Origin of the sequence: Pseudomonas sp. Irchel 3F6 (genome assembly GCF_900187595.1) — a bacterium.
Lineage (GTDB): Bacteria > Pseudomonadota > Gammaproteobacteria > Pseudomonadales > Pseudomonadaceae > Aquipseudomonas > Aquipseudomonas siliginis.
The window spans coordinates 447,104-458,698 of sequence record NZ_FYDP01000003.1 but is presented as its reverse complement, the minus strand read 5'-3'; the positions used below and the strand labels follow the sequence as shown (position 1 = coordinate 458,698).

General features: G+C 60.7%; 11 protein-coding genes, 1 tRNA gene and 1 pseudogene. 7 read left to right on the top strand and 6 right to left on the bottom strand.

Annotation, left to right across the window (positions count from 1 at the left end; translation table 11 throughout):
* Window positions 1-134: 134 nt before the first annotated feature.
* From CKW30_RS13645 to CKW30_RS13625, 5 genes and pseudogenes are all read right to left on the bottom strand, one after another.
* Window positions 135-210 (bottom strand) — tRNA-Phe (locus CKW30_RS13645).
* A 91-nt stretch (window positions 211-301) separates the two neighbouring features.
* Window positions 302-574, bottom strand: a complete 273-nt coding sequence (locus CKW30_RS13640) for an oxidative damage protection protein (protein WP_095181067.1) — start codon at window positions 572-574, stop codon at window positions 302-304.
* Window positions 571-1,638, bottom strand: a complete 1,068-nt coding sequence (mutY, locus tag CKW30_RS13635) for an A/G-specific adenine glycosylase (RefSeq protein WP_095181066.1) — start codon at window positions 1,636-1,638, stop codon at window positions 571-573. Before mutY ends, CKW30_RS13640 begins: the two co-directional genes overlap by 4 nt.
* The gene (locus tag CKW30_RS13630; RefSeq protein WP_095181065.1) at window positions 1,635-3,851 is read right to left on the bottom strand and encodes an AsmA family protein; all 2,217 of its coding nucleotides are present in this window, start codon (window positions 3,849-3,851) and stop codon (window positions 1,635-1,637) included. Before CKW30_RS13630 ends, mutY begins: the two co-directional genes overlap by 4 nt.
* 78 nt (window positions 3,852-3,929) lie before the next feature.
* Window positions 3,930-4,148: pseudogene (locus tag CKW30_RS13625) on the bottom strand (acetyl-CoA sensor PanZ family protein); the annotation flags it as partial.
* A 228-nt stretch (window positions 4,149-4,376) separates the two neighbouring features.
* On the opposite strand from CKW30_RS13625, the gene CKW30_RS13620 reads away from it, so the two are divergent.
* From CKW30_RS13620 to CKW30_RS13590, 7 genes are all read left to right on the top strand, one after another.
* A complete protein-coding gene (locus CKW30_RS13620; protein ID WP_095181063.1) occupies window positions 4,377-6,041 on the top strand; it encodes an OFA family MFS transporter in 1,665 nt (554 codons plus the stop codon).
* A 273-nt stretch (window positions 6,042-6,314) separates the two neighbouring features.
* Window positions 6,315-6,908 carry an imidazoleglycerol-phosphate dehydratase HisB gene (gene hisB, locus CKW30_RS13615; protein ID WP_016772125.1) on the top strand — a complete coding sequence of 198 codons (594 nt, stop codon included), beginning with the start codon at window positions 6,315-6,317 and terminating at the stop codon, window positions 6,906-6,908.
* Window positions 6,908-7,546 carry an imidazole glycerol phosphate synthase subunit HisH gene (gene hisH, locus CKW30_RS13610; RefSeq protein ID WP_056787225.1) on the top strand — a complete coding sequence of 213 codons (639 nt, stop codon included), beginning with the start codon at window positions 6,908-6,910 and terminating at the stop codon, window positions 7,544-7,546. The genes hisB and hisH overlap by 1 nt, the downstream gene beginning before the upstream one ends.
* Window positions 7,547-7,807 (top strand): DUF2164 domain-containing protein, encoded by a 261-nt coding sequence (locus tag CKW30_RS13605; protein ID WP_056787227.1) that lies wholly within the window; start codon window positions 7,547-7,549, stop codon window positions 7,805-7,807. It begins immediately after the preceding gene.
* Between the two features lie 42 nt (window positions 7,808-7,849).
* On the top strand, window positions 7,850-8,587 hold the full coding sequence (gene hisA, locus CKW30_RS13600) for a 1-(5-phosphoribosyl)-5-[(5-phosphoribosylamino)methylideneamino]imidazole-4-carboxamide isomerase (protein ID WP_056787231.1): 738 nt from the start codon (window positions 7,850-7,852) through the stop codon (window positions 8,585-8,587).
* A 9-nt stretch (window positions 8,588-8,596) separates the two neighbouring features.
* Window positions 8,597-9,367: an imidazole glycerol phosphate synthase subunit HisF gene (gene hisF, locus CKW30_RS13595; protein ID WP_016772122.1), complete on the top strand. Its 771-nt coding sequence runs from the start codon at window positions 8,597-8,599 to the stop codon at window positions 9,365-9,367.
* Window positions 9,368-9,440: 73 nt separating this feature from the next.
* Window positions 9,441-10,196, top strand: coding sequence for an ABC transporter substrate-binding protein (locus CKW30_RS13590; RefSeq protein ID WP_041477526.1), 756 nt, complete (start codon window positions 9,441-9,443; stop codon window positions 10,194-10,196).
* Here the strand turns inward: CKW30_RS13590 and CKW30_RS13585 are convergent.
* Complete coding sequence (locus tag CKW30_RS13585; RefSeq protein WP_095181062.1) at window positions 10,177-11,550, bottom strand: Vps62-related protein; 1,374 nt, start codon at window positions 11,548-11,550, stop codon at window positions 10,177-10,179. The genes CKW30_RS13590 and CKW30_RS13585 overlap by 20 nt on opposite strands.
* Between the last annotated feature and the right edge of the window lie 45 nt (window positions 11,551-11,595).

Sequence of the window (11,595 nt, the reverse complement as noted above, 5' to 3'; positions counted from 1 at the left end):
CACGGAGAGATACAGATTTCGGGTTTTTTCCAGTACAGCTGGAATCCGGGTGTATCGAAGGGGGAAGAGAGGAGGGGGGTCAAATCGCAGGCATAAAAAAACCCTGAATCTTGCGATTCAGGGTTTTCGGTATTTGGTGCCCAGAGACGGAATCGAACCGCCGACACGGGGATTTTCAATCCCCTGCTCTACCGACTGAGCTATCTGGGCAACGGGGCGCATTAAAAGGGTTTTTCGGATTTACGTCAACGACTTTTTGAAAATTTCTTAAATTAATTCCGTCGCTTACGAAATCTGCGGGTTATTCGGCTGGCGGCACGTAGCCTTCGGCCTTGGCGTATTCCTCGCCGGAGAAGTACTTGTCCATTTCGCCCTGCAAGTATTTGCGATCGTCGGCGTTCATCATGTTCAGGCGCTTTTCGTTGATCAGCAGGGTCTGGTGTTTCTGCCAGTCGGCCCAGGCCTTGGCCGAGACGTGGTCAAAAATATCCTGGCCCTTGGCGCCCGGGAAAGGGGCGCGCTCCAGCGCGGGCAGTTCTTCTTTGTACTTGCGGCATATTACGGTGCGGGTCATGGCGACTCTCCTGCATTCAATACGGCGGCCGCGCGTTCGAGCAAGGTCTTGACCGGGGCAGCAAGGCCCAGGCGCGGCGGGGTGGCGAGGTTATACCAGAGCCAGTCGGCCTCGGCCACGTGATGGCTGGCTTCCTGCACCTGAACCAGCCACGGTTCGATGGACAACTGGAAGTGGCTGAAGGTGTGAATCAGGCTCGGCAGCGCCTGCTGCTGGCCCATGGTCAGCGAGTGTTGATCGGCCAGATGCTGCAGATCTTCCAGATCATCCAGTTCCGGCAGGCTCCACAATCCGCCCCACAGTCCTGTTGACGGGCGGCGGTAAAGCAGAATCGCGCCTTCGCCGTTGGCGAGCATCGGCATCAGCGTGCGTTTCTGCGGGATGGCCTTGCGTGGCTTGGGAATCGGATAACGTGTTTCCAGACCAAGTATGTGCGCTTCACAGCCACGCTTGAGCGGGCACAGCAGACAGCTCGGCTTGCTGCGCGTGCAGAGTGTGGCGCCAAGATCCATCATCGCCTGGGTGTAAGCGTTGACCCGATCGTGCGGGGTGAAGCGCTCGGCGTTGGCCCACAGCTGTTTGGCGACTTTCGGTTCGCCGGGGTAGCCCTCTTGCGCCGTGAAGCGCGCCAGCACGCGTTTGACGTTGCCATCGAGGATCGGCGCGCGCAGGCCCATGCTGATGCTGGCGATCGCCCCCGCGGTGGACAGGCCGATGCCCGGCAGCTCGGTGAGTTTTTCCACGTCGCGCGGGAATTCGCCAGCGTACTGGCTGACGACGATCTTCGCGGTCTTCTGCAGATTGCGTGCGCGAGTGTAGTAACCCAGCCCGGTCCACAGGTGCAGCACCTCGTCTTCCGGCGCTTCGGCCAGCGCTTCGACTGTTGGCAGCGCCGCCATGAAACGCTCGAAATAGTTGAGCACGGTGCTGACCTGAGTCTGCTGCAACATGATCTCGGACACCCAGACCCGGTACGGATTGATGTCCTGCTGCCACGGCAAATCGTGGCGGCCATGGCGGTCGAACCATTCCAGCACCGCCGTGGAAAACTGCTCCGCTGTCATCGCTTGAACAGCCCCTTCAATGCGTTTTTCAGTTCCGGACTGACTTTGTCGCCCAATTTCTCGTCGATCTTTTCGCTGAGTTTGTTGCCGGCCATTTTGCTGGCGACCTGACCAAGGCGGTCATTGTCGACGCGACAGGCCTTGGCCCCCAGTTCCAGCGGGCCACGGCAGCGCAGTGGCCACTCGATGCCGACGAACTTCTCGCCGACCTGACAGGCCGGGTCGGGCATGGCGCTGGTGTCGCCCTCGACGATGATGCCGACGCGGTAATCCATGCCGAGCACGCGCAGGTCGATGTCGCCGTCACCGTTGACGGTCATGCCAGGGATACGCACTTTCAGGTCGGGGTTGCTGGCGACGCCGTTGCGCACGGTCAGGTTGCCCTTGAGCTCCTCGAACGGCGTGTCCTTGCCCCGAGGCTCGCCGCTAAGGGTCTTACGGTTGAGGGTGGCGATGCCTTTGCACAATTGCTGTTCGAGATTGGCATTGAGCAGCACGCCGTTGTTGATGACGAAACTGGCGTTGCCGTTCAGCGTATCGATCAGCGCCTGCTGGCTGTTGCCGCTGCCGGTGAGGCTGCTGGTCAGAGTTACCAGACCTTTGACCGGCGGATTTTTGCCTTGGCTTTCGATGATTTTTTCCGCCGGCACGCGGTTGAGCCGGGTCTGCAGGTTCAGCACTGGCGCGCTTGGGCGCACGTCGAGTGTGCCGTTGGCGACGAAGCCGCCGTTGTACAGATCGCCGCTCAGGTTAGTCAGCGTCAGCAAGCCGCCCTGGCCGGTGGCTTTGAGCGCGGCGTTCTGGATCGGCAGCTTGTCGAGGGTCAGTTGGCCGAAAGTCAGGTCCGCGTCCACATCCAGCTTGGCCAGGCGTTCGACCGGCAGCAGGCGCTCGGTGCTCCAGGCGGTTTTGCTCGGTTTGTCCGGCAGCGGCGTGGTACCCGCGACGGCGCCGGCCTCGGTGCTGGCGACTTCGGCCTGACGGGTTTGCGTGGCGTTGTTGGCCTGAGCCGATTTCGGTGGCAGGTAGCGGTCGACGTTGAACGTGTCGGCCTTGAGTATCGCGCGCAGCGACTGTTTGGCGAAGTCCTCGACGGCGATGCGGCCACTGAAGCTGCTGTCATCGAGTTTCAGGTTGATGTTGTCGAACGACAGGCTGGTCGGGGTGGCCGCAACGCGGCTGACCAGTTCGACCTTGCTCAGGCTGCCTTCGCCCATCGCCGGCAGTGTCTGGCCGATACTGTCGACGAATTTCGCCAGATCGAACTGGGCGATGGAAATGCCGCCGCTGATCTGTGGCGTCTTGTCGAGGTCGTTGGCTTTCAGCTCGCCCAGGGCGCGCAACTGGTTGGCGGAAATCTTGATGCCGGTCCATTCGGCGACGTTCGCTGCCTTGTCCAGCAATAACTGGCCCTGAGCAGAGAAGGTCATGGTTTTGCCTTGCAGCGGATCGCCAGCGAGTTCGCCGGTCAGCTTCAAGTCTTCGAACTTGTAGCGTTGCAGGGCGCGCTCGAAGCGCAGCTCGCCGTTGAGCTCGGTACGCACGCGCAGCACCGGTTGATTGGTGCCGAGGAACGCGGTGGCTTTCACCGGGATATTGGTCGAATCGTGTACCGGGCCGGTGCTCAACTGAATGCTTTCGGCACTGAACTGCTTGCCGGTCAGCTCATCGGTGTACTCAACGCGGGCGTTGTTCACGGTCAGGCTGTCGATGTCGAGGCGGATCGGCTGCGCCGGTTTTTCCACGGCGACGGTCGGCTCGCTGGTGGTCGCGCCCGGTGTGGCGGGTGCAGTCGAGCCAGGCGCCACAGGCACCTTGCCGATGTCTTCCCAGTTGCCGTGGCCGTTCTTGTCGCGGTTCAGGCGCAGGTTGAGGCCTTCGACGCGCACGTCGCTCATCTGCACTTCGCGGCGCAACAACGGCAGCACGCGCACGGAAAGGCCGAGCATCTGCAGGTCGGCAAACGGTTCGGCAGGCTTGGCCAGAGTGGCGACGCTGGCTTCGTGCAGTTCCAGACCAAGCCACGGGAACAGGCTCCAGCCGATATCGCCATTGAGCGTCAGCTCGATGTGGGCCTTGTCGCGGGCTATCTGGCGGATCTCGTCTTTGTAGTCGTTGGGATCGAAGAGGTGGGTCAGGGCAAAACCTGCCGCCACAATGATCAGCAACAGCCCGAGAAGTACCAGACCCAGGATTTTGCCGAACGCTTTCATGGGCGAGTCCTTGTAGTTAGTCGAATTCGTCATTTGGCCGGGGAGTATAGCGCTGCAAGCACCCGGTTCGGTGTGGCGTCATCTGCCGAGGGTCGGCGGTGGCACCTGCAACTTCGCCACCGGTGCCTGCGCTTGAGGATGCCCGGCGGGCGCCAGAGGGCGCAATCCGGCCCCCGCTTGCGACGCCATTTTTTGCGCTTGGTTCACCAGTCGTTCAGCCCCGCCAAAGCGACGGGTAACTTTTCGCACGCATAAATGGGACAAGTAGCAAACGGCGTGGTGCCTTTGCAGACGCGGGGTTGGCGGCTTCCCGAGTCGTACGAGAACAGATGACTTGAAAAAAGGTGATATCAGTTTGGTTTTTCTGTCACCTGAGAATGGTAACCTTCGCCAGTTCGTCCGCCCGTCTGCGACTTAACGTCGCGCCTTCAAGGAGCTTCACCTAAAAAAACGGTCATGCCTGCGTGCATAAGGCCGAGGGTGAGCAGTGGCTGGCGAACCATACTAACAATTGGGGGATACACAATGAGCACGAGCATCACGGCGGACGGCCTCAAAGCCGACCAGCCTGCGTTCCTGTCCAAGGAACGCATCATCGCCAAGCCCGGTTTCAACCGCTGGCTGGTTCCACCGGCCGCTTTGGCCATTCACCTGTGCATCGGCATGGCCTACGGCTTCTCGGTGTTCTGGTTGCCGCTGTCCAAGGCACTGGGCGTTACCGCGCCGGTGGCTTGCGCGCCGGACATGAGCTTCATCGCACAGGTATTTTCGTCGAACTGCGACTGGCCGATCTCCATGCTCGGCTGGATCTACACGCTGTTCTTCATCTTCCTCGGCTGCTCGGCAGCGATCTGGGGTGGCTGGCTGGAACACGCCGGGCCTCGTAAAGCGGGCGTGGTCTCGGCCTTGTGCTGGTGCGGCGGTCTGCTGATTTCCGCGCTGGGTATCTATACCCACCAGATCTGGCTGATGTGGATCGGCTCCGGCGTGATCGGCGGTATCGGTCTGGGCCTGGGCTATATCTCGCCGGTGTCGACCCTGATCAAGTGGTTCCCGGACAAGCGCGGCATGGCGACCGGCATGGCGATCATGGGCTTCGGTGGCGGCGCGATGGTCGGTGCACCGTTGGCGACTGCGCTGATGAGCCACTTCGCATCGTCAGAAGGCGTGGGCGTATGGCAGAGCTTCGTGGCCATGGCGGCCATTTACTTCGTGTTCATGATCGGTGGCGCACTGTCCTACCGCGTGCCGCCAACCGGCTGGAAACCTGAAGGCTGGACCGCTCCGGCGAAGAAAGCTTCCAACGCGATGATCACCAACCGTCACGTTCACGTGAACGTAGCGTGGAAAACTCCGCAATTCCGTCTGGTCTGGCTGGTGCTGTGCCTGAACGTGTCGGCGGGTATCGGTATCCTCGGCATGGCTTCGCCACTGTTGCAGGAAGTGTTCGGCGGCAAACTGCTGGGCGTCGATGTGCCGTTCGGTCAACTCGACGCTGGCCAACTGGCCTCGATCGCGGCGATCGCAGCGGGCTTCACCGGTCTGCTGAGCCTGTTCAACATCGGTGGCCGGTTCTTCTGGGCTTCGTTCTCGGACTACCTGGGGCGCAAGAACACTTACTTCGTGTTCTTCGCGCTGGGTTTTGCCCTGTACGCGCTGATTCCGAACATGGGCCATCTGGGCAACGTTGCGCTGTTCGTGGCGGCGTTCTGCATCATCCTGTCGATGTATGGCGGTGGTTTTGCCACGGTCCCGGCGTATCTGGCCGACCTGTTCGGTACGCAGATGGTCGGTGCGATCCACGGTCGTCTGCTGACTGCCTGGGCCGCTGCCGGCGTGCTCGGTCCGGTGCTGGTGAACTACCTGCGTGAGTATCAGTTGAGCATCGGCGTGGAACGCGCTGCCGCTTACGACATCACCCTGTACATCCTCGCCGGCCTGCTGGTGCTGGGCTTCCTGTGCAATCTGATGGTGCGCCCGGTGGCCGACAAGTACTTCATGACCGACTCTGAACTGGCCGCCGAACAGGCGCTGGGCCACGACAAGGGTGCCGATGCCAGCACCGTTCTGGAGTGGAAAGCGGCGCCGGGCACCAAGCCATTGGCGATCGCTGCGTGGCTGGTGGTGGGTATTCCGTTGGCGTGGGGCGTGTGGGTGACTCTGCAGAAAACGGCGGTATTGTTTCACTAAGGTGTTAGCTGAATAAACGCCGAACCTGTGGGAGCGAGCCTGCTCGCGAAGACGGAGCACCAGTCGACATCCATGTTGGCTGGCGTACCGCATTCGCGAGCAGGCTCGCTCCCACATTTGTTTATGGCATGCCTGTACTGGCTTGTATGGACATGTCTACCCGCGACAGCCGGGCGTTCTATCCGTCAGGCATCTCACCTCTCGTGTTTCTGTTTGCCTCCTGCGTGCCTATAATGGCTGCCTTTTTCGCCCAATGATTTTGCGGAGCTGGTGATGGCCGAACGTAAGGCGTCTGTCGAGCGCGACACTCTGGAAACCCAGATCAAAGCCTCGATCAACCTTGATGGCACCGGAAAGGCCCGATTCGATATCGGTGTACCTTTTCTTGAGCACATGCTGGATCAGATTGCCCGTCACGGGTTGATCGACCTGGATATCGAATGCAAGGGCGATCTGCATATCGACGACCACCATACGGTGGAAGACGTCGGTATCACCCTCGGCCAGGCGTTCGCCAAAGCCATCGGCGACAAGAAAGGCATCCGTCGCTACGGCCATGCCTACGTGCCGCTCGATGAAGCGCTGTCGCGCGTGGTGATCGATTTCTCCGGTCGCCCGGGCCTGCAGATGCACGTGCCGTACACCCGCGCCACCGTCGGCGGTTTCGACGTTGACCTGTTCCAGGAATTCTTCCAGGGCTTCGTCAATCACGCGCTGGTCAGCGTGCACATCGATAACCTGCGCGGCACCAACACTCACCACCAGATCGAAACCGTGTTCAAGGCTTTCGGCCGCGCGCTGCGCATGGCTGTCGAGCTGGACGAGCGCATGGCCGGGCAAATGCCGTCGACTAAAGGCGTTCTGTAATGCAGACGGTTGCAGTTATCGACTACGGCATGGGCAATCTGCACTCGGTGGCCAAGGCTCTTGAGCACGTCGGCGCCGGCAAGGTGCTGATTACCAGCGACGCGAACGTGATTCGAGAAGCCGACCGTGTGGTATTCCCGGGTGTTGGCGCGATTCGCGATTGCATGGCGGAGATCCGTCGCCTCGGCTTCGACTCGCTGGTCCGTGAGGTCAGCCAGGATCGGCCGTTCCTCGGCATCTGCGTCGGCATGCAAGCCTTGCTCGATACCAGCGAAGAGAACGCCGGCGTCGACTGCATCGGCCTGTTTCCGGGCGCGGTGAAATTCTTCGGCAAGGATCTGCACGAAGACGGCGAGCACCTCAAAGTCCCGCACATGGGCTGGAACGAGGTAAAGCAGAAGATCAGTCACCCGCTGTGGCACGACATCCCCGACCTGGCGCGTTTCTATTTCGTGCACAGCTACTACATCGCCGCCGCCAATGCGCGTCAGGTTGTAGGCAGCGGCCATTACGGTGTCGATTTCGCCGCAGCGCTGGCCGACGGTTCGCGTTTCGCCGTGCAGTTCCACCCGGAGAAAAGCCATACCCACGGCTTGCAACTGCTGCAGAACTTCGCTGCGTGGGACGGTCGCTGGTAAATGGCTGTCAAGAAATCCAGACCGCCGATCCTGACCCTCACTCCCGAGCAGGAGAGCGAGGCCAATCGCAAGATCCAGCGGTTCATGGAAGACCGTTTCGAACTGGATCTGGGTTCGTTCGAGGCGGCGGAAATTCTTGAGCTGTTTACCCGCGAGATTGCTCCGCACTATTACAACAGGGCGATTTTCGATGTGCAGACCCACCTCAAGGAACGGTTTGAAAGCATCGAAAGCGACCTGTGGGCGCTCGAGAAAAACTGATTCCCGAGCCAAGCTGAACATTCCAATTTTAAGGTTTGCCAGATGCTGATTATTCCCGCTATCGATCTCAAAGACGGTGCCTGCGTACGTCTGCGCCAGGGCCGCATGGAAGATTCCACGGTGTTCTCCGATGACCCGGTGAGCATGGCTGCCAAGTGGGTGGAGGGCGGTTGCCGCCGTCTGCATCTGGTCGACCTGAACGGCGCGTTCGAAGGCCAGCCGGTCAACGGCGAAGTGGTTACCGCAATCGCCAAGCGTTACCCGACCCTGCCGATCCAGATCGGTGGCGGCATTCGTTCGTTGGAAACCATCGAGCATTACGTTAAGGCGGGCGTGAGCTACGTGATCATCGGCACCAAAGCCGTAAAAGATCCGGCGTTCGTTGCTGAGGCCTGCCGCGCCTTCCCAGGCAAGATCATTGTCGGTCTGGATGCCAAAGACGGTTTCGTCGCCACCGACGGCTGGGCTGAGATCAGCACCGTGCAGGTCATTGACCTGGCCAAGCAGTTCGAAGCCGACGGCGTATCCTCGATCGTTTATACCGACATCGCCAAAGACGGCATGATGCAGGGCTGCAACGTACCGTTCACCGCCGCGCTGGCCGCTGCCACCAGGATTCCGGTGATCGCTTCCGGCGGCATCCATAACCTGGGTGACATCAAGTCGCTGCTCGACGCCAAGGCACCGGGCATCATCGGCGCGATTACCGGCCGGGCGATCTATGAGGGCACTCTCGATGTCGCCGAAGCGCAAGCTTTCTGCGATTCGTACCAAGGCTGAGGACTGACCATGGCGTTAGCCAAACGCATCATCCCTTGCCTGGACGTGGACAACGGCCGGGTCGTCAAAGGCGTGAAGTTCGAGAACATCCGCGACGCCGGTGACCCGGTGGAAATTGCCCGTCGCTACGACGAGCAGGGCGCCGACGAAATTACCTTTCTCGACATCACCGCCAGCGTCGATGGCCGTGACACCACGCTGCATACCGTCGAGCGCATGGCCAGCCAGGTATTCATCCCGCTGACCGTCGGCGGTGGTGTGCGTACCGTGCAGGACATCCGCAACCTGCTCAATGCCGGCGCGGACAAGGTGTCGATCAATACCGCCGCCGTGTTCAACCCCGAGTTCGTCGGCGAGGCCGCGCAGCATTTCGGCTCGCAGTGCATCGTCGTTGCCATCGACGCCAAAAAAGTTTCCGGTCCCGGCGAAACCCCGCGCTGGGAAATCTTCACCCACGGCGGGCGCAAGCCGACCGGTCTCGACGCAGTCGAGTGGGCGAAGAAAATGGAAGGCCTCGGTGCCGGCGAGATCCTCCTGACCAGCATGGATCAGGACGGCATGAAAAACGGTTTCGACCTCGGCGTGACCCGCGCCATCAGCGACGCGCTGGGCATTCCGGTGATCGCTTCCGGTGGTGTCGGCAATTTGCAGCATCTGGCCGATGGCATTCTCGAAGGCCATGCCAGTGCGGTGCTGGCGGCGAGTATTTTCCACTTCGGCGAATACACCGTGCAGGAAGCCAAGGCCTACATGTCGCATCGCGGCATCGTCATGCGCTAAAGCGTACAGGCCAGTGGACAGCATGGCGCGCCCAAGGCACTCTTGGGCACGCCATGGATTCCGGTAGCCCGACATGATCAAACGCCTGCTTGTTGTTCTCGCCAGCGCCTCGTTGTTGTTCATCAGCAATGCCCGGGCCGAAACCAGTCCCGACACCGATCTGGTGCTGCTCACCGAGAACTTCCCGCCGTACAACATGGCGAAGAACGGCAAGAATTTCGCCCAGGGCGACAACATCAACGGCATTGCCACGGACATCGTTCGCGAGATGTTCCAGCGCGCCGGCCTCACTTACAGCCTGACCCTGCGTTTCCCCTGGGAGCGTGTCTACAAACTCGCCCTGGAGAATCCCGGCTACGGGGCCTTCGTCATGGCGCGCCTGCCCGATCGCGAAAGACTGTTCAAATGGGTCGGCCCAATCGGCCCGGACGACTGGATCCTGCTGGCCAAGGCTGACAGCAAGATCACCCTCGAAACCCTCAATGATGCGCGCAAATACAAGATCGGCGCCTACAAGGGCGATGCGATTGCCGAGACGCTCACCAAGCAAGGCCTCAAACCGGTAGTAGTGCTGCGCGATCAGGACAACGCAAAAAAACTGCTCAATGGCCAGATCGATCTGTGGGCCACGGGTGATCCTGCCGGCCGTTATCTGGCGCGGCAGGATGGCGTGACCGGCCTGAAGACCGTGCTGCGCTTCAACAGCGCCGAGTTGTATCTGGCGCTGAACAAGGACGTCTCCGATGAGGTGGTCAACAAGCTACAGACCGCGCTGGATCAGTTGCGCAAGGAAGGCGTGGTCGATGAAATCATGGCGCGCTATCTGTAACGGCTGACTCGTCGGGCTCTGGCAGGGAGGCGCTGATTTCACCCTCGGTCGCAGGCGCAAGCACAGTCTGATCTTCGACCGCCTCCGGCTCAGTTGCGACGATGATTTCAGGCTCGGTGGGTGCGTACTGGCTGATGTGCAGGCTATTGCCATCGGTGTAGATGAAACCCTCCGTCACTGCCGTGCCGTCCGCGCGCACCAGTCTGTATTCGCTCTGGGCCAGGTAGGCGGCCACTGAGCGGTTTTTGTCCACCACCGCAACCACTTCGATGGTCGCTGTATTGAGCCATTCATTCGAATGCAGTTCGCATTGGGTGAAATCGTGGCCCAGCCGTGCGGAAAACATCAGCGCGCCGTGCTGTCGGGTTTGCCATTGGGCGCCGAATTCGATGGATGTGGTCTGGGTGAAAGTACGCAAGCCGCCAGTACGCTGGGCGCGCTGCGCATTCCACCTGAATATCTGGCTGTCGTTGCCACTGTTGCGTGCGTGACCGACGAGGATGTAGCGATCCTTGCGTTCAAGCAGATAGAAGGGCGAGTGACGCCATTGCTCAGCGGCGGTGTAACGCGGATCGTTGACCGTGAACCAGGGGAGGCTGGCGGTGTAAGTCGCATCGTCCGTTGGCTCTACAGGTGTTGGCGTCTCGCCGCAGAGCACCGGTGGCGATGGGCGTGTAGACATCTGCAGGCCGATCTGCAAGCGCAAGCAGTAGACCGGGAAACTGGCCGGTCGGGTGTAGTCACTCAAGCTGAAAAAACTGCCCGATGCCAAGTAGACTTCGCCCGGCAAAGCGGCTGGAGGAACGGCGCTCCAGGTGCTGAGGCGCTGTCGGGCCTTGCTGCCCTTGTCGTCCCAGATCAGATCGGTGGTATTCGACGCGATCACCAGGTCTTCGCGAACGCACCGCACCGCGTTGAGCGACGGTTTTTCATGATCGTTCGAGCACACCGACCCCAGCGCTACGTAGCCTGCGGGAGCTAGCGGTCGCCAGATCGACAGATCTCTTTTCGAGCCTGATCCGGAGTCCTTCCAGACCAGCTCGTAATCATCGGGACGTCGCAGTGCCCTGCCTTTGGTGGGGTCATTGCTGGCAATGTCTGCCTCACAAACAACCGCGACCACGCGTTCACCGTTGATGTTGCCAACGCCTCTGGTGACGAAGTCGCCCAAGGGGAAATAACCGGGCAGCGCGTCGGGAGCCGGGGTCGGGCGCCAGAACGACGCGGGTCTGGCCGACAAACCGTTGGTATCCCAGATGCGCAGAAATTCTGTTGTGAAGTTGATCAGCAGGTTATCGATGCGGATCGGTTCAGTCCGCCCAACGGGCGGGATAATCGGGGCGTTGTTTGTCATGGGCACTCCTGATAGTTGCAAGCGACTCAAAGGAGTCGCGACCTG